Raw genomic sequence first — 24,097 nt, 5'->3', positions numbered from 1 at the left:
AGAAAAACCTCAAGCCTGTATTGCCCAATACATTTGGCGGTAGCTGTCTAATGTATTGGGCAAACTCGCGCGCATGGCAGCAGAACGGCAGGCGTGGTCGAGCTATGGATACGTCTTTGGGCGTCGGCTCCAACGTCTGCGCACCATGCGCGGTTTAAGCCAAGATCGCTTGGCCGAACTTGCCGATGTAAGCCGCAATCAGATCTCAAACCTCGAGCGCAACAATAACAACGGCACCTCTACCTCAGACCCCACCATGTCGATGGTCTACACCCTGGCCAGAGCTCTCCACGTGCCACCTGCTGCCCTTTTGCCCAACGTGGGCGGCTACGTCACCGATGTGTGCCCCGATACTGCAGACTTGGCCGTCGAGGTGGTCTGGCCGAATGACCCAACCGATACCCTCGCCTTTGATGTAGACCACCTCTTTTTCGCCCTACCTGGAGATGCTCCAAGCTTCGCGCTCCCACGAGGCAATAGCGCAGCAGGCCAGCCCACCCCGGATGCTGGCGCTGAGCAATAACGCTTGCGCTACATGTGCAGTAATTGGCGCTCCACATCGGCAATGGCCTGCGCTAACAGTGCCTCGCTGCCACCACCTTGGAATTCCACATAGGCCTTCACCTTCGGTTCCGTGCCAGAGGCACGCACCATCACCCGCAATTGGCCTTCATCGCAGGTGCCGATCAAGCCGTGATCTTTGTGCTCCATGGCAATACCGGCGATGCTCGTCGGCGGGTTTTCTTTCCACAGTGCCACCAGGGCCGCTGGATCCGTGGTGCGCACGGCTACCTGCTCGCCAATAAAGAAGCCGTATTGGCGATGCAAAGACCGCAGCTCATCAATGAGCGTTAACCCCTGGCCCTTGAGCTCTGCGGCCCAGGAACACACCGCGAGGGCAGTAGCGATGCCATCTTTGTCGTCGACAAGCCAAGGCGCCGGAGCAATGCCAACGGCCTCCTCATAGGCATAATCCAAGGTGGTATCACCGGCAGCGGCACAGATATTTTTAAAGCCCGTCGGCGTTTCCAAATAGCGCCACCCCCGATCGGCGGCAATGGTTGGCAACAGCCGCGAAGACACCACCGTAGAAGCCACCACCGGGGTGTGCTCGCAGCCCTGCAACAAACGCGTGGCCAGCAGCGGGCCTGTCTCATCACCGCGCAGCATGCGCAATTCCCCGCGATCGCGCACACCCACCGCACAACGATCCGCATCGGGATCCAAAGCGATCAGCACATCGGCTTGTACTTCCTCGCCGCGCTCAAGCAACTGCCGTACCGCGGCTGGTTCCTCGGGGTTAGGAAAATCCACGCTCGGGAAGGTTGGGTCGGGATAATGCTGGCTCATCACCGGAAACACCTGCGCAAAACCCGCAGCCTGCAGGGCAGAAGCAAGAGTGCGCCCGCCCACGCCATGCATCGCAGTCATGGCGATGCGGATATTGGCTCTATCGCTATTAGCGCGCAAAAGATCTGCCTGGCCAGGATGTACGACCTCCACCACATCGTCGATATAGCGGCGCACCATGTCATTGCAGGGGCGAACAGTCACCCGCGGCACTGATTCCGGCTCAATGGTGCTAATCATCTGCTCAATAGCCTCGGCACCATCGCGCAGTTGGCGGCCGGAAGCGGTGTATAACTTATAGCCATTTTCGGCAGAAGGATTGTGCGAGGCCGTAATCTGCACACCGCCATCCAAACCCCACTTGCGCACCAGCCACGGTACTAACTGGGTGGGGGTGGCGGTAGGAAACAGCAGCACCTCAAAGCCGAAACCGGCGAATACCTCCGCGGCGGTGGTGGCAAAGGCGTGGGAGCCATAGCGGCCGTCGTAGCCCACCACCACGCGAAGCGCTGGGTCTTCTTCCCGAAACGCCATGCCAATGCCTTGTTCTTCAGGAAAATTCTGGGCATGAGGGTGCGGATGCGAGGCGGCCTGCTCGGCCAGCCACGCCGCCACCGCGGCGCTGATGCGTGTTACTTGACGGACGTTCATTTGGTGCTCGGCAGGCCCGATCGGGGCTCGCATCCCGGCGGTACCGAAGCTCAAACTCATGGGCTGATCCAATCAAATGTTTGTTCAGAATAGGGTGTTACCCTCAAGAGTAGTAGACGCAGCTTGGGCCTTCGTAGGCTGAGCAAAGTTGCATACAGTGCAGCAAGGTGGCGCACCTGCCCGGTGGAATACACCTCGAACAAGGTAGTGCGCACAGAAGAAAAGGGAGGCAATAGGTGATGCTCGAAAGCCGGGGTGAAATCGAGGCGTATGTCTTAGATTGGCTGAAAAAGCACCAATACACCGTGCTGGACTGGCGCAGGCACCTGCACCAGCACCCCGAACTCTCGCACATGGAGTACGCCACCACCGAGTTCATTGCCATGCAGTTACGCGCCCGGGGGATGAATCCGCAGCGCTTTCCTAACACCGGACTCATGGTGGATATTGGCCCCGATACCCCCGAGCGCATCGCCTTTCGTGCAGACATCGACGCGCTACCCATCACCGAGCATGAGCACGAGGGGGCTTCGAAAAATGTTGGCGTGATGCACGCCTGCGGCCACGATATTCACACCGCCATCGCCCTCGGGTTTGCCTGCGCCTTGCAAAACGCCCCGCTACGAAGCGGCGTTCGCATCATCTTCCAGCCGGCAGAAGAAGTCATGGACGGTGGTGCGCCAGAGGTGATCTCCTACGGCGCCTTAGAGGGCGTGAGCTCGATTTTTGCCCTGCATGCAGAACCAAAGCTCAAAGTGGGCAAAATTGGTGTGCGCACCGGTGCCATTACTTCTGCAGGCGACATCATCGAGATCAAGGTCAAAGGCCCAGGCGGCCACAGTTCTCGCCCGCATTTGAGCGCCGATGTGGTGTTTGGCCTATCCAAATTAGTAGTGGAATTGCCGGCGCTGCTTTCGCGCCGGGTGGATCCGCGCACGGGCACCGTTTTGGTGTTCGGCACCATTAATGCAGGTTATGCCGCCAACGCGATTCCAGAAGAAGGCAGCGTGATGGGCACGATCCGCACCGGAGACATTGTGGTGTGGCGCTCGATCCAGGCGTTGCTGCGCGAGCTGGTAGCCCAGGTGCTTGCCCCCACTGGCTGCGATTTTGAGATTCGCTACACCGTGGGCGTGCCGCCGGTGATGAACGATGATGTTGCCACTGCAGTGCTTGCCGACGCCGCACGTACCCTTGGCCCACAGGCCGTGGTGCAGGCTCCGCAATCTTCTGGTGGCGAGGACTTCTCGTGGTATCTCGAACATGTGCCAGGATCGATGGCCCGATTGGGTTGCTGGGACGGCAAGGGCGAGCCGCAGGATTTGCACCGCGCCGGGCTCATGCCGGACGAGCGCTGCATTCCGATCGGTATCCAATTGTTTGCGGGGATCGTCGATAGGCTTTTGGATGCTGAAGCAATGCAGCACCTTCGCACTTAGGCGTTACACTTGAAGCACATACGCCCTTTTTAACCCCAAACCCACGGAGGAATGTTGAGTACACGCATCGTCATCATTGGCGGCGGCCCGGCAGGATATGAAGCAGCGTTAGCTGGCGCAAAATACGGCGCCGAGATCACCTTGATTGAAGATCGCGGACTCGGCGGCGCAGCGGTGATCAACGACTGCGTGCCCTCGAAATCCTTTATCGCCGGCGCAAACATTAAAACTGACCTCCGCCGCGCCGACGACATGGGGCTTAACAAAGGCATCGGCGAAGCACACCTGATGCTTGATGCGCTGAATAACCGCGTGCAGGCACTGGCCGAGGAACAAAGCGAAGACATCCTCGAGAACATGAAAAAGGCCGGGGTGCGCGTGCTTCAAGGCCGCGGCAGCTTTGATGATTACAACGTCAAGCAGACCCTGCACTACATCAAGGCCGAGCTCGAAGACGGCTCAGTTGAAACTATCGAATGCGACCTCGTGCTCGTGGCCACCGGCGCCACCCCGCGCATCTTGCCCGGTGCTCAGCCCGATGGCGAGCGCATCTTGACCTGGAGGCAGATCTATAACCTCAAGGAGCTGCCCGATCACCTCATCGTGGTCGGTTCCGGTGTCACCGGTGCTGAATTCGTCTCCGCCTTTGCCGAGCTCGGCGTGAAGGTGACCATGGTGGCCTCGCGTGATCGCATCTTGCCTCACGACGACGCCGATGCCGCCGATGTGCTGGAGACCGTGCTGGCAGAACGTGGTGTGACCTTAGAGAAGTTCGCCCGCGTGGATTCTGTGACCAACACCGGCGATGGGGTAGTGGTTCGCACTTCCGATGGCCGCGAAATCAGTGGCTCACACGCATTGATGACGGTCGGTTCCGTGCCGAACACCCAAAACCTCGGCCTAGAAAAGATCGGCATTGCCACCACGCCTTCTGGCCACATCAAGGTAGACCGCGTCTCGCGCACCTCCGTGCCCGGCATCTATGCCGGTGGCGACTGCACCGATTTGTTCCCGCTTGCCTCTGTGGCCGCAATGCAAGGCCGCGTGGCCATGTATCACGCACTGGGCGAAGGTGTTTCGCCTATTCGCCTGAAAACGGTAGCAACCGCTGTGTTTACCCGCCCCGAGATCGCGGCAGTGGGTGTGACCCAGGCGCAGATCGAATCCGGCGAAGTAGCAGCCCGTTCCATTGTGTTGCCGCTGAAGACCAATCCGCGTGCCAAGATGCGTTCGCTGCGCCACGGCTTTGTCAAGATTTTCTGCCGCAAAAACTCCGGCATTATCATCGGCGGCGTGATCGTGGCCCCGACCGCCTCTGAGCTGATCCTGCCCATTGCTGTGGCCGTGAGCAATCAACTTACCGTCAACGATCTGGCACGCACCTTCTCTGTGTACCCCTCGCTTTCTGGTTCTATTACCGAGGCCGCACGCCAGCTCGTAGCCCACGACGATCTGGAGTGATAGCAACGCCTCACCCATATAAAGGGGCAAAGCCGGCCGAATGTGCCAAGGCTTTGCCCCTTTTTTGTCTCGTTGGGTCTGCCGGGGTGTAAAGCGCCGAATTGTCGCTAAAAGTGCAGCTTAAGCCTAGAAACCTTGGCTGTTTGCACCTTGCGAGTACACTAGGCGTGTTCCTAAGCGCTATCACACTCATAGCGTCCATGTAATGGAAACCACAAAGGACAGGTGCCGTGAGCCGGTTGACAAAAACCAATACCTTTTCCAAAATCCTCGTCGCTAACCGCGGCGAGATCGCCGTTCGAGCCTTCCGCGCTGCCTTTGAAACGGGCGCGGCAACGGTAGCGGTGTACCCCAATGAGGACCGCAACTCCTTCCACCGCTCTTTTGCATCCGAGGCCGTGCTCATCGGCGAGGGTGGCTCGGCAGTTAAGGCATACTTAGATATTGATGAAATCATCCGTGCCGCCAAGGCCACCGGCGCCGATGCCATCTATCCGGGCTATGGCTTCTTATCTGAAAACGCCCAATTTGCCCGCGAGTGCGCCGAACACGGACTCACCTTCATCGGCCCGCCCCCAGAGGTGCTCGAACTCACCGGCGATAAGGCAGCAGCCGTGGCAGCAGCCAGGGAAGCAGGCCTGCCAACGCTGAAGGAAACAAAAGCCACCAAAGACCCCAAAGAGCTTTATGAGCTCGCCAAAGACCACACCTTCCCCGTCTTTGTCAAGGCCGTAGCCGGTGGCGGCGGCCGCGGTATGCGCTTTGTGGAATCACCAGAGAAGCTCCAAAAACTTGCAACCGAAGCCTCACGCGAGGCAGAAGCTGCCTTTGGCGATGGCCGCGTCTATGTTGAGCGGGCGGTAATCAACCCGCAGCACATCGAGGTGCAGATCCTTGGCGATGCCCACGGCAACATCATCCACCTCTACGAGCGCGACTGCTCCTTGCAGCGCCGCCACCAGAAGGTAGTAGAGATCGCCCCGGCACAGCACTTGGATCCGCAATTGCGCGAACGCATCTGCGCCGATGCCGTGAAGTTCTGCCAGCATATCGGCTACCAGGGCGCTGGCACGGTGGAGTTCCTCGTCGATGAACAAGGCGAGTACGTCTTTATCGAGATGAACCCGCGCATCCAGGTAGAGCACACGGTGACTGAGGAAGTTACCCAGGTGGATCTGGTGAAATCCCAGTTGCAGATCGCAGCAGGGGCCTCGCTTGAAGAACTCGGCTTGCGCCAAGAAGATATCCACACCGAAGGCGCTGCCCTGCAGTGCCGCATTACCACCGAGGATCCCTCCAATGGGTTCCGCCCCGATACCGGCACGATTAACGCCTATCGTTCCCCAGGTGGCGCCGGTGTGCGCCTCGATGGTGCCGCCATGCTCGGTGGTGAGATCACCCCGAACTTCGACTCGATGCTGGTGAAGATGACCTGCCGTGGCGCCGATTTTGCCACCGCCGTCGCCCGTGCCCAGCGTGCCTTAGCTGAATTCGTGGTATCCGGTGTGGCCACCAATATTGGCTTCCTTCGGGCGTTGCTGCGCGAGGAAGACTTCCAGCACAAGCGCATCGACACCGGCTTTATTGCCGAGCACCCCTGGTTGCTGCAGGCACCGCCTGCCGACGATGAACAAGGCCGCATCCTGCACTATCTTGCAGATACCACCGTGAATAAACCCCACGGCGAACGCCCAGTGGTGGCGAATCCCGTAGAAAAGCTGCCCGAAGAACAACAAGGCGCATTGCCCCGCGGTTCTCGTGATCGGCTCTTGCAACTAGGCCCGAAGGAATTTGCTCGCACGCTTCGAAGCCAAGACGCACTCGGGGTTACAGATACCACCTTCCGCGATGCGCACCAGTCGCTGCTGGCTACGCGAGTGCGCTCAAACACGCTGGTAGACGTGGCCAAGCACGTGGCAAGGCTGACCCCGGAACTGCTTTCGGTAGAGGCCTGGGGTGGTGCTACCTACGACGTAGCCATGCGCTTTTTGCACGAAGATCCCTGGGATCGCCTGGATCAGCTTCGTGCTGCCATGCCCAATATCAACATCCAAATGCTCCTGCGCGGGCGCAACACCGTGGGATACACCCCATACCCAGATTCTGTGTGCCGCGCCTTTGTCAAGGAAGCCGCGCGATCTGGTGTTGATATCTTCCGCATCTTCGACGCCCTGAACGATGTATCCCAGATGCGCCCGGCCATCGACGCCGTGCTGGAAACCAATACCACCGTCGCCGAAGTGGCCATGGCGTATTCAGGGGATCTGACCAACCCGAACGAGAAGCTCTACACCCTCGATTACTACCTCAAGCTCGCCGAGGAGATCGTCGATACCGGCGCACATGTGCTGGCCATTAAGGATATGGCGGGGCTGATGAAGCCCGCGGCAGCATCCAAGCTGGTAAGCGAGCTTCGACGCAACTTCGACCTGCCCGTGCATGTGCATACCCACGACACTGCTGGCGGCCAGCTCGCCACCTATTGGGCTGCAGCGCACGCAGGCGCCGACGCCGTAGATGGTGCGGCAGCTCCGCTTTCGGGCACTACTTCGCAACCATCGCTTTCTGCCATCGTGGCGGCCTTTGCCAATACCTACCGCGATACCGGGCTTTCTTTGGAAAACGTGGATGCACTCGAGCCCTATTGGGAGGCCGTGCGCAAGCTCTATGCGCCCTTCGAATCCGGCACCCCTGGCCCCACCGGGCGCGTGTATCACCACGAGATCCCAGGTGGCCAGCTTTCCAATCTGCGCGCCCAAGCCACCGCTTTGGGCTTGGCGGATCGCTTCGAGCTGATTGAGGATACCTACGCCGCCGTCAACGAGATGCTGGGCAGGCCAACCAAGGTCACGCCCTCTTCGAAAGTGGTGGGCGATCTTGCCCTCTACCTCGTAGGTGCCGGTGTGGATCCGAAGGACTTTGCTGCCGATCCCCAAAAATACGACATCCCCGATTCTGTGATCGCCTTCCTTCGCGGCGAGCTGGGCACACCTCCCGGTGGCTGGCCTGAGCAATTGCGTGAAAAGGCGCTCGCGGGCAGGAAGGAAACGCCCGATACCCTCGCGGCGCTGCCGGAGGAATCTGAGGCTGCGCTGCAAGATCCCGAGCAGGTGCGCGGCACCTTAAATAGGCTGCTCTTTCCCAAGCCTGCTCAGGAATACCAGGAGCACAAGCACCGCTTTGGTGATACCACCACCCTTGGCGACGCCGAATTCCTCTACGGGCTGCGCGAGGGCAAAGAGACGGTCATCCGCACCGCGGATTCCAGCGTGCCCATGATCGTTCGCCTCGATGCTGTTGGTGAGCCGGATGAAAAGGGCATGCGCAATGTGGTGTGCAATGTCAATGGTCAGATCCGCCCGATGTATGTGCGCGACCGCAGCGTGGAATCGGTAACTGCCTCGGCAGAAAAGGCCGATCCCTCCAATGGTGGCCATGTGGCAGCACCATTTGCCGGCGTCGTGAGCGTGAATGTGGCAGAAGGTGAAGAGGTGAAGGCCGGCGATCCCGTGGCGGTGATTGAGGCGATGAAGATGGAGGCCACCATCTCTGCAACCAAGGACGGCACCGTGCAAAGAGTAGTGCTGAGCCAGCCCACCAAGGTAGAAGGCGGCGACTTGCTGCTGGTGATCGAATAACCGGCCCACAAACCCCTCAAGCACCCAACGCAACAAAGGAGCAACACAGATGATCGTTACCACCACCCACAGCGTGGAAGGCCGAGAGATTAGCCAATACCTTCGGGTGGTGGCAGGCGAGACGGTGGCCGGTATTAATTTGGTGAAAGACTTCACCGCCGGCTTTCGCAACCTTGTTGGCGGGCGCTCCGGCTCCTATGAAAAGGAGTTGGTCCAAGCGCGTGAAAGCGCCTTGGCAGAACTGGTCAATCGGGCCAATGAACTCGGCGCCGATGCAGTGGTGGGAGTAGAGCTCGACTATGCCGCGCTCGGCAGCCACAGCGACATGTTGATGGTGACGGCCACCGGCACGGCAGTTCGGTTGCGCTAGCGCTAGGGGCTAGAGGTTCGAGGTGATCTGCTCGATGCCTAAGTAGCCTTTGGCCCAACGTTCCACGGTGGCCGCGCCTTCTTTGGCGCCATCGGCCACCGTTTTTCGTACCAACACCGGATCATTGGGCAGTACCCGGTCGGGATCTCCCACGCAGTAGGCACTGATCGTTGCCGGGGTGTGTTCCAAGTCCAGCACCACCAATGCCACCATGTCTACCGATGTTTGCTCGCAGGCAGCCCAGGTATAGCGGGTGTCTTCTTCCCATTGCTTACGCGAAAGTTCGGGGGAGAAGTCTTGTAAATGTTCAGGTAAGGGGATCTGGCTGAGCGCTGGGCGATCATCAATGCGGTCGTCATCGTGGAGCGGGCGTACATAAAAGCGTCCGCCGTTGATTTCCATTGGCTTCATAGTGCTCAATTCTATGGGGATCCAAGCATAGGGCGCATGCGAAATTGAACACTGTTTATCTAGCTCAGCCCATAGGCGGGTGAGTAAAGGCCAAAGGCCCCGCCGAGGCGGGGCCTTTGGGTATGGCTTTTGGCTTAGGCGTCCTTGATTTCCAGGAGCACCTGGCCCTTGGTTACGCCTTCGCCGGAGGCTACAGCCAAGTCGGCTACAACACCGGACTTGTGTGCCTTCACGGGGTTTTCCATCTTCATGGCTTCGAGCACGACCACGGTGTCGCCCTCGTTGACCTCGGCGCCGTCTTCAACGTTCACCTTGATCACGGTGCCCTGCATCGGCGCTGCTACGGCATCGCCGGATACGGCTGCCTTGGAGCCGCCGGAGCGACGCTTCTTTGCCTTCTTCTTAGCGGCACCATTGCCGCCACCGAGGGCAAGATCGCCGGGCAGTGCTACCTCGACGCGACGGCCGTCGATTTCAACGACCACCTTCTGTGAAGGCACGGACTCTTCTTCTTCCACGTCGTCGGCGTCGACATAAGGCTCGATGGGGTTCTCCCACTCTTCCTCAATCCACTTGGTGTACACGTCGAACTTCTCGCCATCGCCAACGAAGGCGGGGTTTTCAACGATGTGTGCGTGGAAGGGAAGCACGGTGGGCATGCCCTCGATCACGTACTCGCCAAGGGCACGGCGGGAGCGCTCAAGTGCTTCCTGGCGGGTCTCGCCGAAGACGATGAGCTTGGCCAACATGGAGTCGAACTGGCCGCCGATGACGGAGCCTTCAACAATGCCGGAATCCATGCGTACACCGGGGCCTGCGGGCTCGATGTACTTGGTGATCTTGCCGGGAGCAGGCATGAAGTTCGAGCCTGCGTCCTCGCCATTGATGCGGAACTCGAAGGCGTGGCCGCGAGGCTTCGGGTCTTCCTTCAGGTGCAGTTCCTTGCCCTCGGCAATGCGGAACTGCTCGCGCACCAGGTCAAGGCCGGTGGTGACCTCGGTTACGGGGTGCTCCACCTGGAGGCGGGTGTTGACCTCGAGGAAGGAGATCAGGCCATCGGAGCTCACCAGGTACTCAACGGTGCCGGCACCGTAGTAGCCAGCCTCTTTACAAATGCGCTTTGCAGACTCGTGCAGTTCATTGCGCTGCTCATCGGTGAGGAAGGGAGCCGGTGCTTCTTCCACGAGCTTCTGGAAGCGACGCTGCAGGGAGCAGTCACGGGTGCCGGCCACCACAACGTTGCCGTGCATATCGGCAATCACCTGGCACTCCACGTGGCGTGCCTTGTCCAGGTAGCGCTCCACGAAGCACTCGCCGCGGCCGAAGGCTGCAACAGCCTCGCGGGTGGCGGACTCATAAAGATCGGCGACCTCTTCCATCTTGTAGGCCACCTTCATGCCGCGGCCACCGCCGCCGAAGGCTGCCTTAATGGCGATGGGCAGGCCGTGCTCCTCGGCAAATGCCACCACTTCGTCGGCATCCTTTACCGGATCCTTGGTGCCGGGGGCCATGGGGGCTTCGGCGCGCAGCGCGATGGAGCGTGCGGTGACCTTATCGCCTAATTCGCGGATGGACTTCGGCGAGGGGCCGATCCAGATCAGGCCAGCTTCGATGACGGCCTCGGCAAAGTCGCCGTTTTCCGAAAGGAAGCCATAGCCGGGGTGAATAGCGTCAGCGCCGGACTTCTTAGCGGCGTCGAGGATCTTGTCAAAGACGAGGTAAGACTCGGCAGAGGTCTGGCCGCCAAGCGCAAAAGCCTCGTCTGCCATTGCAACAAAGGGGGCGTCTGCGTCGGGTTCTGCATAAACGGCAACGCTCGCGATGCCTGCGTCGCGAGCTGCACGAATCACGCGAACAGCAATCTCGCCGCGGTTAGCAACGAGGACCTTTGTAATCTTTCGGTTCTCCACAGACACTCAAGCTCTCCTAAGTAAGTTATCTCGCAACGACAATCGCGATGCGTTAGTGGCGGTAGTACGCATACCAGCGTAGCTTGCACGGGTGAAGCTTCGGGCATTTTTCAGCGTTGAAATTTGGTACTTACCGCCATATCGGGGGTATCGCGGCATATTCTTCCATGAAGGTGGCAAATGTGGGGTGCTTCACCGTGGTGAAGTTTCATCCCGCACCCGCCCCTGGGCACATGTGTATGGCCTTGTCAGGAAAGAATCTGCAGCAAGTATTCTTTTGTAGGGAAAATGATACACGGCATTGGCTATGCAGGGGCATAGAACGCTTTACCGCGCCTTGCGGCTCCAGGGCCTTGGAGCCGCGCCCTAGCCAAAGCCGCGCCCTGGCAGCCGCGCGCTACGCCGAGGGCTCGGTGGCAATAGGCATGCGCACCATGTTGCCCCACTCAACCCAGCCGCCGTCGTAGTTGCGCACATTCGGATACCCCAAGAGGTACTTCAGCACGAACCAGGAGTGTGCTGCGCGCTCTCCGACCTGGCAATAGACCACGATGTCTTCTTCTTTTTCAAAATCTTTAAAGGTCTGCTGCAGATCTTCGAAGTCGCGGAATCGCCCATTGGCGTGGGTGGAGTGCTCCCAGGAGATATTGCGGGCGCCAGGAATGTGTCCGTGGCGGCTGACATTGCTTTGGGGATACTCCTCGCTGGTGCGGCCGGCGAATTCTTTTTCGCTTCGCACATCAAGCAAGGTGAGTTCTTCGCGCCTGCTGCGAATCTCGTCAACAAAAATGCGCGAGGGGGCTTCGTTGTGTTCGCTTACCTCATAGTTGCTGGCGGGGTAGTCCGGCACGGCATAGGAGGTATCGCGTTCTTCGGCCATCCACGCATCGCGGCCGCCGTCGAGGATGCGAACGTCTTTGTGGCCAAAGAGCTCGAAAATCCACAGGGTAAACGCGGCCCACCAATTCGACTTATCTCCGTACACCACCACCGTGTCATCGGCGGCGATGCCTTTTTCGTCCATTAGCTTGGCAAAGGCGTCGGCGTCGATAAAGTCTCGGATGGTTTTATCGTTGAGGTCTTTGGCCCAGTCGATGCGCACTGCGCCAGGGATGTGCCCGATATCGTAAAGCAGGGCGTCTTCGTCGGATTCCACCACGCGCAACCCGGGGGAGCCGAGCCGGGCAGAAAGCCAGGAGGCAGAAACGAGGCGCTCGGGGTGTGCGTATTGCTCGAATTGCGGGTTGGGGTCGAGTGGAAGCGGCATGGGTGGCCTTTCTGCCGTCGGGAGTTCATTCTTCGTGCTGTATATGCATCGACGTGCAAAGCGCATCACGATATGCGGGTGCACGGAACTTGCTACTACGTGCCAAAGTGTAATGCCTATCTTCTTCAGTTTCGATGCTTTGACGCATGGAAATGGGTGGCTGCAGGGGTAGTTCCGGCCTGATTGCAGGGCGGGTTTTCGTGGTTGGCCATGGCGTGTCCCCACCCGTTTGGGGTGGTGTATGCACCTTTCTTTGCCGGCGAGCTGGGTGTATCGGGGCAGACAAAACCTTGGCTGTGTGTCTTTCCTAACTATTTGGCTATATGGCCGGGCTTGTCACTTCCTGCTGAATACGATGAGTGGTGGAGGCTGTAGTGCGCTGTGAACTCGGCAACACCGCAGTCAAGCGTGGCTGAAGCCTTCCTCGTGCGCCCCCAGTGGTGTCACGTGCATGATCGCAAGGACATATTTGTGCTCAGCGGGTAAACAGCGTCCCCTGGCACGGTGATCAACAACTATGAGCTGTGAGGAAAGGTTCACACGTATGCACAAGAGCATTGTCGTATTTGAGGTCGAAGGCGGCTCCGACAAGTACTTCGACGGCCACCGCAAGGACACCATGCCGATCGTGAACGCGATCAAGGAAAAGGGCTGGCACTCCGAGGTGGTGTACTACCGTCCCGAGTGGTCTGAGGCCCTGTTTGAGTACGTCTCAAAGAACTTCGACGCATACATCTCTCGTGTGAACCCCGGCAACATTCCCGGTGGCGAGAAGGGCTACTTCGAGCTGCTGACCAAGCTTTCCGAGGCCGGCCTCGTGGGCATGTCCACCCCGGAAGAGATGATGGCTTATGGCGCTAAGGACGCCCTGGTCAAGCTGAACAAGACCGACCTGGTGCCCGAAGATACCCACGCCTATTACGAGGTTGAAGAGTTCCACAAGACCTTCCCCACCTCCCTTTCCTACGGTGAGCGCGTGCTCAAGCAGAACCGCGGCTCCACCGGCTCCGGCATCTGGCGCGTCCAGCTTGAAGATAAAGAACTGGCCGCATCCGTCGAGCCCGGCACCGCCCTGCCGCTGGATACCAAGCTCAAGTGCACTGAGGCCGTGGATAACCACACCGAGGTTCGCGAGCTGGGCGAGTTCATGGACTTCTGCGATCAGTACATCATCGGCGATAACGGCATGCTCGTAGACATGCGCTTCATGCCTCGCATCGTCGAAGGCGAAATCCGCATCCTGCTCGTAGGCCCCCACCCCGTCTTCGTGGTGCACAAGAAGCCTGCTGCTGGCGGCGACAACTTCTCTGCCACCTTGTTCTCCGGCGCAAAGTACACCTACGACAAGCCAGAGGCATGGCAGGAATTGGTAGACATGTTCGCCGATGCCCGCCCCGTGATTGCAGAAAAGCTCGGTGGCGACAACATCCCGCTGATCTGGACCGCAGACTTCATGCTGGCTGATGCAGAAGACGGCTCCGATACCTACGTGCTGGGCGAGATCAACTGCTCCTGCGTGGGCTTTACCTCCGAGCTGGACATGGGCATCCAGGAACTGGTGGCTCAAGAGGCTATCGGCCGCGTCGAGGCAAAGCACGCCTAAAACAAAGCCGCGCACGAATTTTCCTCCCCAATACGTCATGGGGAGGAATTTTCCTTTTTGCCCATTAACAGCCAAAATGATGGGTTGGACAATCCTGTGCATTGCTAAGTAACTCAAAAGGAAAAGATGTCTTCAAGCGCCCGTTATCGCTATGACCTTGATGGTCTACGCGGTATCGCCATCGCCTTCGTGGTGATCTTCCACGTCTTCGTTGGCAAAGTCTCCGGCGGCGTCGACGTCTTCCTCCTTCTTTCGGGCTACTTCTTTCTAGGCTCCCAACTCAGAGACGCCTACCGCACCGAGGCCTCGCTCAACCCCTGGTGGCCGCTGTGGCGAACGATTCGCCGCCTTTATCCCACGCTCGTGGTGGTGCTCGTGGCCACCTTGGTGCTGATCAGTGCCTTTACCCCTGGCCTGCGCCAAATGACGATCGCGTATCAATTCATCGCCTCGCTGGGATATTTTCAAAACTGGGAGCTGATCACCCAAGGCCAGGCATATAACGCGGCCTCAGATGCAGTAAGCCCCTTGCAGCACCTGTGGTCTATGGCAGTTCAAGGCCAGTTCTATATCTTCGCCATCGTTTTTGCGTGCCTGGTTGGCCTGGTGGTGCGGCGTCGTCGCATGGATGCCCGCCTGATCGCGGGCCTGCCGCTGCTGGTGGTGACGTCTATTTCGATGTTCATCGCCTTTACCGCCACCGATTGGCAGCACAATTACTACTCCACCTTCTCGCGCATGTGGGAGCTCACCCTCGGTGCGGTGCTATTGCTGTTTTGCTCCCAGTGGCGCATCGCACCCAAGGTAGGCAAGGTGATGGTCGGGGTAGGCCTTTTCATGGTGCTATCCACCGGTTTGCTTTTCGACGGAGCGCGCCAATTCCCAGGCCCTGCAGCCCTGTATCCGATCGGTGGTGCAGCGCTGATCATTATTGGCGGCAATGGTTATGGCTTGCTCGCCTCTGGTTTTATGCGCTGGCTTGGCCGTATTGCCTATCCGCTGTATCTCTGGCACTGGCCTTTGCTGATCGTGGTGATGAACGTCAGCCATGATCCCACACCTCCGGTGTGGACGGGCCTGGCCATCATTGCCGTCTCGGTGCTGCTGGCCCAATTGACGCATATCTGGATCGAGCAGCCACTGCGCCAACATGCCGGGCGTCCACTTCGTGGAGAGCTGCGTGTGCGCAAAGCCCTGCGCACGCTGAAAACCCCCACCGGTGCGCTGCGCGCCAGCGCGATTCCCGTGATGCTGGCAACCTGCATCGCGGCAGCCTTTGTGCCTAGGGCTTGGCTTGCAGAGGTAGAACAGCTTTATACCGTGCGTTTAGATCCAGCGGTGTATCCAGGCGTTCGGGAGCTAGAAGGTAAGTCCGTGCCCGATGCCGAATGGGCGCCTGATCCTTATAGCCTCACGCGCAGGGTGGGCCCTGCGTGGGCGCATTGGTGTGTTGCTTTGCAAAGTGCCGATCCCGACTACGTTCCCTATGATGAACGCCCCGAGGATTGCACCTTTGGTGATACCCGCTCCAAGGTCACTGCCTATGCCATCGGTGGTTCGCATACCGATCAGTGGACGCAGGTCCTCGATGCCTTAGGCAAGGAGCATGGCTTTAAGGTGGTGGCGATTTTGCGCCAGGGTTGCCCGGCAACCTTGGATGAGGAAGGGCTTGTCGACGAAGAATGCGAGCGCTTTAACGAACACCTTCTCGATCGCCTCGAGCAAGATCGCCCAGACTTCGTCATCACCACCACCACGCGCCCCACATGGCAGCCTGATGAGCCTATGGAAGGCGTGCCCGATGGCTATGTGCGCTTCTGGCGTGAACTCGACCAACTAGGTATCCCCATGGTGGGCTTCCGCGACAATCCTTGGCTGCGCGAGCCGGATGGCACCCCGCGCATGGGTGCGCTGTGCGCCGCCGATACTGGTGATGCCGAGGCCTGCGGCACCCCGCGCGCGGTGTTCTACCGCGAAGAGGATCCTTCCCTTGCGCTGCTGCCAAACCCTGAAGAACAGATCAGCATCGATACCTCGGAGTTGATTTGTGATGAGGAGAACTGCCCGGCGGTGTTGGGCAATATCTACGTCTATCGCGACGATAATCACCTGACCAACGCCATTGCGATGTCTGCCAAGCAACAGGTGTGGGAGTCGATGCGCGATCTGGTGGAATCCATCAAGAATAAGAAGTGATAGGCGCCTTTTCGGCAACCGTTTGGAAATGCAGCGCTAAATAAGAAACAATGCAATCTGGCAATATCGCCATTGCTACCTACATTGAGCTCACCCCACCATTTGTTGCAAAGGACGTAGCCCCTCATGCCTGAAAACGTGAAATACCGCTATGACCTGGATGGTCTTCGCGGTATCGCCATCGCTTTCGTGGTGATCTTTCACGTCTTTGTTGGCAAAGTCTCCGGCGGCGTCGACGTATTCCTGTTGCTGTCTGGCTACTTCTTTCTCGGCTCGCAATTGCGCTATGCCCAAAAGCCCAACGCCAAGCTCAATCCCTGGTGGCCGCTGTGGCGTGCGATTCGTCGCCTCGTACCTTCGCTCATCGTGGTGCTGTTAAGCACCGCCATTTGCATCTCGATCCTTACCCCTGAGCTCAAGCAGGCCGATATCGGCGCGCAGATGCTCGCCTCGATGGGCTACTACCAAAACTGGGAGTTGCTCTGGCAGGGCCAAAGCTATGGCGCGGCCTCGGCGTCGATTAGCCCACTGCAGCACCTGTGGTCGATGTCGGTGCAAGGGCAGTTCTATCTTCTGGCCATCATCTTTGCCACCTTCCTGGCGGCGATTTTTCGCAAGAAGTTGCTGAGCCTGAAAATCGTCGCAGGCATCCCCTTGCTCATCGCCACCGGCGCCTCAATGTTCTATGCCTTTAGCGCTAGCAATAGCCAGTTGAATTACTACTCAACCTGGTCGCGCATGTGGGAGTTGACCCTTGGTGCGGTGCTGTTGATCTATTGCTCCAATCTTGCAATGCCTACCTGGCTGCGCAGGCTGCTCACGATCATCGGCGTGATCATGGTGCTAAGCACCGGGTGGATCTTTGATGGCGCCACCCAATTTCCAGGTCCCGCGGCGCTGTATCCGCTCGGCGGCGCAGCGCTGGTGATTATCGCCGGCCGTGGCGGGGGAGTGCTCGGCTCTGCACCCATGCGCTACCTTGGCCGCATCGCCTACCCGCTGTATCTGTGGCACTGGCCGTTGCTCATTGTGATCACCGCGCACATCAACGAGCCGGTGCCGCCGGTGTGGCTCGGCATTTTGGTGGTCGTTGGCTCTGTGGCGCTGGCGCACCTCACGCACATCTTTGTTGAAGAGCCCTTCATGCAGCACGCCCGCAGGCCTGCTGTTGGCGATAAGCGCATCCGCAGGGCATTTGGCTCCGTGGTTCGCCCTCAGGGGCTGTTGCGTGCCCTCGGCGGGCTTGTGGTTGTGGGGCTGTGCATCACTGCGATTTTTATCCCCCAAGAATGGGCAGACGAGGTTGAGGCGCTATCCGATTATCGTTTGGATCCGCGCGTCTACCCAGGGGCCATGGCACTCGATGGTGCGCGCGTACCGCAGGCGGAACCGAAACCAGACCCATACCTGTTGGCCGAAACGGTAGGCCCTGCCTGGACCAAAGGCTGCATGAGTTGGGCCAATAGCGATCCCACGGTCTTGCCCTATGACAAGAAACCCGATGATTGTACCTTCGGTGATAAAGATGCCGATACAACGGCCTTCCTCGTTGGAGGTTCGCATGCAGAGCAGTGGATGGCTGCCATGGATCAGCTTGGCAAAGAACATCACTTCAAGGTCTTGCCCTTTGTGCGCCAATCCTGCCCGGCTTTTAAAGAGGAACTCGATGGGGTCTTTAGCAGCAGTTGCCAGACCTTTAACTCCGTGGTGATGGAGCGCATCGCAGAAGACGAACCAGACTTCGTGGTATCGAATTCCACCCGACCACTCTTAGAGCTTGATCACTTTATTGATGAAGTACCAAAGAGCTACCCAACCTTCTGGGAATACCTCGATACCCTCGGCATTCCCTTTATTGGCCTCAGGGATAACCCCTGGTTTATCCTGCCTGGCGGTAAGGGCAAGAAGGTCTCGCAGTGCTTTGATAAAACGGGCGATTTGATTGAGTGCGGGAAGCCGGAGGCTGAATTCTACGCTCCAGAAGATCCCTCCAAAGAGTATTTCGATGGAGACACACAGATCGGCATTGATACCTCAAAGCTGGTGTGCGAAGACGGCTTCTGCCCGCCGGTGATTGGCAATATCTACGTCTATCGCGATGGCAACCACATCTCCGATGATTTCGCGCGATCCACGGTGCCGCTGTTGTGGGAGCAAATGCGCCCATTGGTGGAAAAGGCTAAGAGCGCTTGATTGCTGCGAGCGGCTTGCCTTTAGCTAGTTCGTCGACAAGCTTATCGGCACAGCGGATCCCCCACATTACCGGATCGCTGATTTCTTCGACCCGAACCCCGCAGACAGTCCCACGGATGAGCTTGGCCTCGGGGCGCAGGCTGCCTTGGCTAAAGAGCTGGCCAAGGCTTTGAGTATGCAGTGCCTCGAGGTCTTCTTGGCCTAGAAGCCAGCTTAAAACCTCGCGCAGTTCAGCTTCGCTTCTGCCTTTTCTTTGCACCTTGGCCAGATAGAGGGGATAGAGCTCGCCAAAGCTCATTGCGGTGAGATCAAAGGCCATGAGGCTATGCCTCTAGCAGGGCAGATACCGAGTCCGGGTCGGCGTCGCTGAGCATCTGGCGGCAACGATCGTATTCTTCCTCATCACCGATCATGCGCGAAGCCAACGCCAAGGCGGCGATAGAAGCGAGCACCCCACGATTGGGCTCGTGGGCATAAGGCACCGGGCCCCAACCCTTCCAGCCATTGGCTCGCAAGCGATCCAAACTACGGTGATAGCCGGTGCGCGCCAGGGCGTAGGCGTGCACGCGCTCCTGCTCGCTCTGAGCCTGCTCAATCGCTGCAAGGGCAAGGCCAGACCAAATAGCGGGCGACCAAGGAAACTCTAAGGCCGCACTCCACGATGGGGTGGCGCTGGCATCTTCTGGCAAGTACAGGGGATCGGGGGCGAGCATGTCGTTGAATTTGGTCATGCCAGCCATTGTGGCATGCCTAAGCGAATTGAGCCCAGCATGCGCAATCGCCGTGTGCACCGAGCAGGTAGCAAGCGTTAAGCCTCGGCGTGGTTCCAAAAATCGCTGGCATCAAAGCCCAAGGAGTACAAAGCCTCGCGCAATCCTGGCAAGGAAAGGCCGATCACGCTGGAGGGATCGCCTTCGATGCGATCAATAAACCACCCGCCGATGGCCTCAAGGGTAAAGGCACCCGCGCACTGCAAAGGCTCCCCGCTTTGGGCATAGGCTCGAATATCGGCATCGCTTGCCTGGGCAAAATGCACGGTGGTTTCGCGCACGAAGCTGCGCTGCCCGGCGGGGCTGAGAAGGTGATGGCCAGTAAGCAAGGTGGCTTGCTTGCCCCGCTGCTGCTGCCAACGCTTGATGGTGGCTTCTACCGTTTTAGGCTTGCCCTGCAATTCGCCTTCCAACAACAACATGGAATCGCAGCCAAGCACCACGGCATCTGGGTACTGCGGTGCGATCGCCTCGGCCTTAGCGGTGGCTAAGGCCTGCACCACCTGGGCGGCAGGGGCATGGCCGAGGTCTTGGATAATGGCATCTTCGTCCACATCAGCAGGGGCGATCACTGGGGCAACGCCAGCAGACAAAAGAATCGAGCGCCGCGATGGAGAAGAAGAGGCAAGCACTAAACGCATTGGCCTGGCAGCTCCTGATCTTGATTGGGGTAGGAGGTCTGTGCACCGTGCCCAGTCACCGAATAGGCGGCAACGCGCACGGCGTGGGCGGCAGCGCCGCGTAAATCTTCACCCTTGAGCAACGCCGCACAGCATGCACCGGCAAAGGCATCGCCTGCGCCGGTGGTATCAACGCTATCGACCTTCGGAGAGGCCACCGGAGTAAGCCCTTGGCCATCGGCCACCAACGCGCCTTGAGCACCCAAGGTGAGTACTACTGAAGCGAAGCCAAGATCGAGCAGGCGCTGGGCCAATGCTTCGGGTGATCCCGTGGCCTCTGCGCCGAATTGCTCCAAAATCAACCCAGCCTCGTGCTCATTGGCCATCAAGGGATCAGCCTGCAAAAGCGCGTGGGCGTCCACCTCTACCACGGGGGCAAGGTTGATTACTACCCTCCCAGAGGCCAAGGCGACGGCCTGGGCAAAAGCATCGGCAGGGATTTCTCCCTGCAACAAGAGCAGATCGGCTTCTTCGATGGTCTTGGCGTGCTTGCGCACATAGGCAGGATCAACCTTTGCATTGGCACCGGGGATCACGATGATGGCGTTTTCTCCATCCTCAGCCACGGTGATCACGGCTAAACCAGTAGAACCTTCAAGGCGTTGCACCCCAGCGAGATTAACCCCGGATTCTTCTAACAGAGCCAGGGCAGCAGCGGCATAGGCATCCTCGCCCACAGCACCTACGAAGCTGACATCCACGCCCTGTAGTGCCGCCGCTACTGCTTGGTTGGCGCCCTTGCCACCAGGAGAAATGCTTCCGCCTGAACCAAGGAGTGTTTCTCCAGGGTTGGGGTGGCGTTGGACGTGCACCGCGAGGTCGGCATTAATGGATCCAACCACAGTCAAGGTGGGCATAGGTGCTCCTCTGTTCAGCATGAAAGTGCCTTAGTTCTATGGCTGTTACGCTACCGCCTACGCCAAGCAAGCCCAAGCACAGCCTGCACCATGCGTGGATGAGGATTCACACGAGTATCTAGGCCAAGGTGGTAGAGCCGCGATCATGCATGATGGTGGGCAGCACCTTCGATTCGGGGACGTGCTGGCCGCTGAGCATTTCGTGTAAAAGCTCAAAGGCCTCGTGGCCCATCTTCGATACCTGCTGGTCAATCGTGCTCAGCGGGGGATTGTGATACAAGAACATGGGTAGCTCATCAAAACCAACTAAGGCGCAGTCCTTGCCAATGGCGATGCTGCGCTCGCACAGGGCTTGCACCGCACCCATGGTAAGCATGGCATCGCCGCCGATAACGGCGTTCACGCCGGCATCAAGCATGGCCACCGTGCCTTTGTAGCCATCGCGTTGGTTATAACCACCGTGTTCAATATGTAAATCAACGCCGCGCTCTTTGGCCAAAGCCTGCATCACCTTAAAGCGTTCGAGCCCGGTGGAGGTATCTTGAGGCCCTGCCAAAAAGCCGATGGTGGCATTGGGGTTGGCCAACACCGCGTCCATGGCCGCGGCAAATCCGGGTGCCGGATCCGATACCACCGAGGGCACCGTGGCGATATCTAAGCGGCGGTCGACGGCGACGATGGGGATGCCCTCGTCAACGGCATCTTCAAAGATGGCTTCTGTTTCTCCGTGGGGAACCACGATCATGCCGTCGACTCGCTGGTTAGCAAACATCTCGATGCTGCTTGCTAAAAGCTCTGGATCTTCCTCGGTATTGCCTAGCAAGATGGAAAATCCCTTTGCCCGCGCGCTGTGCTGGATGGCAGAAGCAAGGGTGGCAAAGAAGGGGTTTTCAATATCAGGGATGGCAACGCCGATGATGTTGGTGCGTTGTTTGCGAAGAGACGCTGCTTGGTTATTGGGTCGGTAGCGCAAGCGCCTGGCTGCTTCGCGCACGGTTTCGCGTGTTTCCTCCGCAATAGCGGGGTTATCTGCGAGGGCGCGCGAGACCGTGCTAACAGACAAACCAATTTCATTGGCAATGTCTTTGAGGGTGGTGGGGCGACGTCGTTGGAAGGGGGTGTGCGTCATGAGGGGGTCCCTTAGTCTTATCGTATTCACAAGCACTGGGTGGCTATAAGTTTAACCTTTTTGTGCTGGTATGGAGACTTTTTAGTGCAGCGAATCTGCTGTAACGCACAAAAAACCCACACACCGTAGCGCAACAGTGCTGCGACTGCGGTGTGCGGGTAGGCCCTGGCCTTTTTTAATGTCCTGCTTAGTAGAACTGGACGTTGCGGAAGGCGTTGGGGTTAAAGGTGGAGGGGCGAGAGAGCTGTTCGGAGATGTCGCCCCACATGTTGCGCTCACGTTCTTCCTGCTGTGCACCGGCGGCTTGGTCTGCCATCACTGCAAACAGGGTGGTAAGCGTTGCCACCTGGGTGGCATCCGGGTTGCCCTTGATCACTTTGAGGAAAGGACGCGCGGGCTTCTCGGCGTTGTCTGCGGCCTGCTCGGCCTGGGTGGCCTCAGTGTTTTCAGCCATGCGATACCTTCTTTTCCTTATTGCTCGCTTGCCGTGGATTGTTTTATAGCGGAATATTACCGTGCTTCTTGGCAGGTACGTTAACCACCTTGCGGTCGAGCAAGCGCAGGCCTTCGATGATCTGGCCACGGGTTTCGCTCGGCGGAATCACCGCGTCTACAAAGCCGCGCTCTGCAGCCATGTAGGGGTTGACGAGGGTCTCCTCGTATTCCTTCTCGTATTCCTTGGCTAGCGCTGCCACATCTTTGCCCTCTGCCGCAGCAGCCTTGAGCTCCTTGCGGTAGATAAAGCCCACGGCGCCGGATGCACCCATCACGGCGATCTGCGCGGTTGGCCATGCCAGCACCAGGTCTGCGCCCATGTCCTTGGAGCCCATCACGCAGTAGGCGCCACCATAAGACTTGCGGGTGATCACGGTGATCTTGCCAACGGTGGCCTCGGAGTAGGCGTAGAGCAGCTTGGCGCCACGGCGGATAATGCCGTCGTACTCCTCGGAGGTACCAGGCAGGAAGCCGGGAACGTCCACGAACTCGATGATCGGAATGTTGAATGCATCGCAGGTGCGGACGAAGCGTGCGGCCTTCTCGGAGGCCTTAATGTCCAAGCAGCCTGCGTATTCGGTGGGCTGGTTTGCAACCACGCCAACGCTGCGGCCTTCTACGCGGCCAAAGCCGATGAGGATATTGCCTGCGTAGCCTTCTTGGATTTCGAAGAAGTCGCCATCGTCGAGCACGCGGGTGATGACGTCTTTCATGTCATAAGGCTGGTTCGGGGAGTCCGGAATCAGGGTGTCGAGCTCAAGGTCAATCTCGTTGACGTTGTCCTTGATGGAGCCAACCATGATCTCGGCGGGCTCGCGGGGAGCCTCGGCGCGGTTATTGGAGGGCAGGAAGCCAACCAAGTCGCGTACCCAATCCAGGGCGTCGGCGTCGTCGGAGGCGGTGTAGTGGGAGGTACCGGAGGTGGCCATGTGGGTGTGGGCACCACCGAGCTCTTCCTGGGTGACTTCTTCGCCGGTCACGGTCTTAATCACGTCGGGGCCGGTAATGAACATCTTGGAGGTCTTATCCACCATGATGATGAAGTCGGTCAGGGCCGGCGAGTACACGTGGCCACCTGCGCAAGCGCCCATGATCAAGGAGATCTGGGGGATCACGCCGGATGCGAGGGTGTTGCGGTAGAAGATCTGCGAGTACAGACCCAGGGAGACCACACCTTCTTGGATGCGGGCGCCTGCGCCTTCGTTAATGCCGATCAGTGGCACACCGGTCTTGATGGCCATGTCCATGATCTTGACGATCTTTTCGCCGTACACCTCGCCCAGCGCGCCGCCGAACACGGCGCCGTCTTGGGAGAATACGCAGACCTTACGGCCGTCGATGGTGCCGTAGCCGGTAACCACACCGTCGGTGACGGGGCGCTTGGCGTCGAGGCCGAAGTTCTTGGAGCGGTGGCGGGCCAGCGCGTCTACCTCAACAAAGGAACCCTCGTCGAGGAGGTACTCGATGCGTTCGCGGGCGGTCTTTTTGCCTGCCTTGTGCACGCGCTCCACCGATGCCGGGCCCATGGGGGCTTCAGTTTCGGCGATACGGGCGCGGAGGTCGGCAAGTTTGCCTGCGGTGGTGGTGAGGTCCGGAGCTTGGCCAGAGTCAGTCTTCATAGCGGCGGTCATGCTTTCTAAGTTTAGGGAGCGACCCACGAATTTGTGAACGGTTTAA

19 protein-coding genes are annotated in these 24,097 nt (G+C 58.9%); 8 read left to right on the top strand and 11 right to left on the bottom strand.

The window, feature by feature from the left end; genetic code table 11:
- The first annotated feature begins 73 nt into the window (after nucleotides 1-73).
- The gene (locus CPPEL_RS08685; protein WP_123960742.1) at nucleotides 74-523 is read left to right on the top strand and encodes a helix-turn-helix domain-containing protein; all 450 of its coding nucleotides are present in this window, start codon (nucleotides 74-76) and stop codon (nucleotides 521-523) included.
- An 8-nt stretch (nucleotides 524-531) separates the two neighbouring features.
- Here CPPEL_RS08685 and CPPEL_RS08680 read toward each other — a convergent pair whose 3' ends face one another.
- Nucleotides 532-2,061: a phospho-sugar mutase gene (locus tag CPPEL_RS08680; RefSeq protein ID WP_123960741.1), complete on the bottom strand. Its 1,530-nt coding sequence runs from the start codon at nucleotides 2,059-2,061 to the stop codon at nucleotides 532-534.
- Nucleotides 2,062-2,240: 179 nt separating this feature from the next.
- Here CPPEL_RS08680 and CPPEL_RS08675 point away from each other — a divergent pair, with 179 nt between their 5' ends.
- The 4 genes from CPPEL_RS08675 (at nucleotide 2,241) to CPPEL_RS08660 (ending at nucleotide 8,909) form a co-directional block, all read left to right on the top strand.
- Nucleotides 2,241-3,440, top strand: coding sequence for an amidohydrolase (locus CPPEL_RS08675; protein ID WP_123961296.1), 1,200 nt, complete (start codon nucleotides 2,241-2,243; stop codon nucleotides 3,438-3,440).
- Between the two features lie 51 nt (nucleotides 3,441-3,491).
- Nucleotides 3,492-4,901, top strand: coding sequence for an NAD(P)H-quinone dehydrogenase (locus tag CPPEL_RS08670; RefSeq protein WP_164470407.1), 1,410 nt, complete (start codon nucleotides 3,492-3,494; stop codon nucleotides 4,899-4,901).
- Nucleotides 4,902-5,131: 230 nt separating this feature from the next.
- On the top strand, nucleotides 5,132-8,539 hold the full coding sequence (locus CPPEL_RS08665) for a pyruvate carboxylase (protein ID WP_123960740.1): 3,408 nt from the start codon (nucleotides 5,132-5,134) through the stop codon (nucleotides 8,537-8,539).
- Between the two features lie 49 nt (nucleotides 8,540-8,588).
- Nucleotides 8,589-8,909 (top strand): YbjQ family protein, encoded by a 321-nt coding sequence (locus CPPEL_RS08660; RefSeq protein WP_123960739.1) that lies wholly within the window; start codon nucleotides 8,589-8,591, stop codon nucleotides 8,907-8,909.
- 9 nt (nucleotides 8,910-8,918) lie between these two features.
- Here CPPEL_RS08660 and CPPEL_RS08655 read toward each other — a convergent pair whose 3' ends face one another.
- The 3 genes from CPPEL_RS08655 to CPPEL_RS08645 all read right to left on the bottom strand — a co-directional run bounded on the left by CPPEL_RS08655 (nucleotide 8,919) and on the right by CPPEL_RS08645 (nucleotide 12,497).
- Nucleotides 8,919-9,320, bottom strand: a complete 402-nt coding sequence (locus CPPEL_RS08655) for a hypothetical protein (protein ID WP_123960738.1) — start codon at nucleotides 9,318-9,320, stop codon at nucleotides 8,919-8,921.
- Nucleotides 9,321-9,454: 134 nt separating this feature from the next.
- Nucleotides 9,455-11,236, bottom strand: a complete 1,782-nt coding sequence (locus CPPEL_RS08650) for an acetyl/propionyl/methylcrotonyl-CoA carboxylase subunit alpha (protein WP_123960737.1) — start codon at nucleotides 11,234-11,236, stop codon at nucleotides 9,455-9,457.
- A gap of 391 nt (nucleotides 11,237-11,627) precedes the next feature.
- A complete protein-coding gene (locus tag CPPEL_RS08645) occupies nucleotides 11,628-12,497 on the bottom strand; it encodes a sulfurtransferase (protein WP_123960736.1) in 870 nt (289 codons plus the stop codon).
- A 544-nt stretch (nucleotides 12,498-13,041) separates the two neighbouring features.
- On the opposite strand from CPPEL_RS08645, the gene CPPEL_RS08640 reads away from it, so the two are divergent.
- The 3 genes from CPPEL_RS08640 to CPPEL_RS08630 all read left to right on the top strand — a co-directional run bounded on the left by CPPEL_RS08640 (nucleotide 13,042) and on the right by CPPEL_RS08630 (nucleotide 18,489).
- Nucleotides 13,042-14,100, top strand: coding sequence for a Cj0069 family protein (locus CPPEL_RS08640; RefSeq protein ID WP_123960735.1), 1,059 nt, complete (start codon nucleotides 13,042-13,044; stop codon nucleotides 14,098-14,100).
- A 126-nt stretch (nucleotides 14,101-14,226) separates the two neighbouring features.
- Nucleotides 14,227-16,296: an acyltransferase family protein gene (locus tag CPPEL_RS08635; protein ID WP_123960734.1), complete on the top strand. Its 2,070-nt coding sequence runs from the start codon at nucleotides 14,227-14,229 to the stop codon at nucleotides 16,294-16,296.
- Nucleotides 16,297-16,422: 126 nt separating this feature from the next.
- The gene (locus CPPEL_RS08630) at nucleotides 16,423-18,489 is read left to right on the top strand and encodes an acyltransferase family protein (protein ID WP_123960733.1); all 2,067 of its coding nucleotides are present in this window, start codon (nucleotides 16,423-16,425) and stop codon (nucleotides 18,487-18,489) included.
- On the opposite strand, the gene CPPEL_RS08625 is transcribed toward CPPEL_RS08630, so the two are convergent.
- The 7 genes from CPPEL_RS08625 to CPPEL_RS08595 all read right to left on the bottom strand — a co-directional run bounded on the left by CPPEL_RS08625 (nucleotide 18,476) and on the right by CPPEL_RS08595 (nucleotide 24,051).
- Complete coding sequence (locus CPPEL_RS08625; protein WP_123960732.1) at nucleotides 18,476-18,808, bottom strand: DUF2200 family protein; 333 nt, start codon at nucleotides 18,806-18,808, stop codon at nucleotides 18,476-18,478. The genes CPPEL_RS08630 and CPPEL_RS08625 overlap by 14 nt on opposite strands.
- A 4-nt stretch (nucleotides 18,809-18,812) precedes the next feature.
- Nucleotides 18,813-19,220 (bottom strand): DUF3151 domain-containing protein, encoded by a 408-nt coding sequence (locus CPPEL_RS08620; RefSeq protein ID WP_123960731.1) that lies wholly within the window; start codon nucleotides 19,218-19,220, stop codon nucleotides 18,813-18,815.
- 77 nt (nucleotides 19,221-19,297) lie between these two features.
- On the bottom strand, nucleotides 19,298-19,900 hold the full coding sequence (locus CPPEL_RS08615; protein WP_123960730.1) for a Maf family protein: 603 nt from the start codon (nucleotides 19,898-19,900) through the stop codon (nucleotides 19,298-19,300).
- Nucleotides 19,891-20,796, bottom strand: a complete 906-nt coding sequence (locus CPPEL_RS08610; protein WP_123960729.1) for a ribokinase — start codon at nucleotides 20,794-20,796, stop codon at nucleotides 19,891-19,893. The genes CPPEL_RS08615 and CPPEL_RS08610 overlap by 10 nt, the downstream gene beginning before the upstream one ends.
- A 118-nt stretch (nucleotides 20,797-20,914) precedes the next feature.
- On the bottom strand, nucleotides 20,915-21,925 hold the full coding sequence (locus tag CPPEL_RS08605; RefSeq protein ID WP_123960728.1) for a LacI family DNA-binding transcriptional regulator: 1,011 nt from the start codon (nucleotides 21,923-21,925) through the stop codon (nucleotides 20,915-20,917).
- Between the two features lie 187 nt (nucleotides 21,926-22,112).
- On the bottom strand, nucleotides 22,113-22,379 hold the full coding sequence (locus CPPEL_RS08600) for an acyl-CoA carboxylase subunit epsilon (protein WP_123960727.1): 267 nt from the start codon (nucleotides 22,377-22,379) through the stop codon (nucleotides 22,113-22,115).
- A 43-nt stretch (nucleotides 22,380-22,422) separates the two neighbouring features.
- Entirely contained in the window at nucleotides 22,423-24,051 is a 1,629-nt protein-coding gene (locus CPPEL_RS08595) for an acyl-CoA carboxylase subunit beta (protein WP_123960726.1), read from the bottom strand.
- Between the last annotated feature and the right edge of the window lie 46 nt (nucleotides 24,052-24,097).

Source organism: Corynebacterium pseudopelargi (genome assembly GCF_003814005.1).
Taxonomy (GTDB): domain Bacteria; phylum Actinomycetota; class Actinomycetes; order Mycobacteriales; family Mycobacteriaceae; genus Corynebacterium; species Corynebacterium pseudopelargi.
Note: the sequence above shows the minus strand (reverse complement) of the source record. Positions and strands in the feature narration are given on the sequence as shown.

Bases quoted from the DNA above. Each gene is read 5' to 3' on its own strand.
- CPPEL_RS08625 (WP_123960732.1), bottom strand. From the start codon at position 18,808: ATGGCCTTTGATCTCACCGCAATGAGCTTTGGCGAGCTCTATCCCCTC.
- CPPEL_RS08615 (WP_123960730.1), bottom strand. From the start codon at position 19,900: ATGCGTTTAGTGCTTGCCTCTTCTTCTCCATCGCGGCGCTCGATTCTT.
- CPPEL_RS08670 (WP_164470407.1), top strand. From the start codon at position 3,492: ATGTTGAGTACACGCATCGTCATCATTGGCGGCGGCCCGGCAGGATAT.
- CPPEL_RS08600 (WP_123960727.1), bottom strand. From the start codon at position 22,379: ATGGCTGAAAACACTGAGGCCACCCAGGCCGAGCAGGCCGCAGACAAC.
- CPPEL_RS08595 (WP_123960726.1), bottom strand. From the start codon at position 24,051: ATGACCGCCGCTATGAAGACTGACTCTGGCCAAGCTCCGGACCTCACC.
- CPPEL_RS08640 (WP_123960735.1), top strand. From the start codon at position 13,042: ATGCACAAGAGCATTGTCGTATTTGAGGTCGAAGGCGGCTCCGACAAG.
- CPPEL_RS08680 (WP_123960741.1), bottom strand. From the start codon at position 2,061: ATGAGTTTGAGCTTCGGTACCGCCGGGATGCGAGCCCCGATCGGGCCT.
- CPPEL_RS08610 (WP_123960729.1), bottom strand. From the start codon at position 20,796: ATGCCCACCTTGACTGTGGTTGGATCCATTAATGCCGACCTCGCGGTG.
- CPPEL_RS08620 (WP_123960731.1), bottom strand. From the start codon at position 19,220: ATGACCAAATTCAACGACATGCTCGCCCCCGATCCCCTGTACTTGCCA.
- CPPEL_RS08605 (WP_123960728.1), bottom strand. From the start codon at position 21,925: ATGACGCACACCCCCTTCCAACGACGTCGCCCCACCACCCTCAAAGAC.
- CPPEL_RS08675 (WP_123961296.1), top strand. From the start codon at position 2,241: ATGCTCGAAAGCCGGGGTGAAATCGAGGCGTATGTCTTAGATTGGCTG.
- CPPEL_RS08660 (WP_123960739.1), top strand. From the start codon at position 8,589: ATGATCGTTACCACCACCCACAGCGTGGAAGGCCGAGAGATTAGCCAA.
- CPPEL_RS08630 (WP_123960733.1), top strand. From the start codon at position 16,423: ATGCCTGAAAACGTGAAATACCGCTATGACCTGGATGGTCTTCGCGGT.
- CPPEL_RS08685 (WP_123960742.1), top strand. From the start codon at position 74: ATGGCAGCAGAACGGCAGGCGTGGTCGAGCTATGGATACGTCTTTGGG.
- CPPEL_RS08655 (WP_123960738.1), bottom strand. From the start codon at position 9,320: ATGAAGCCAATGGAAATCAACGGCGGACGCTTTTATGTACGCCCGCTC.
- CPPEL_RS08635 (WP_123960734.1), top strand. From the start codon at position 14,227: ATGTCTTCAAGCGCCCGTTATCGCTATGACCTTGATGGTCTACGCGGT.
- CPPEL_RS08645 (WP_123960736.1), bottom strand. From the start codon at position 12,497: ATGCCGCTTCCACTCGACCCCAACCCGCAATTCGAGCAATACGCACAC.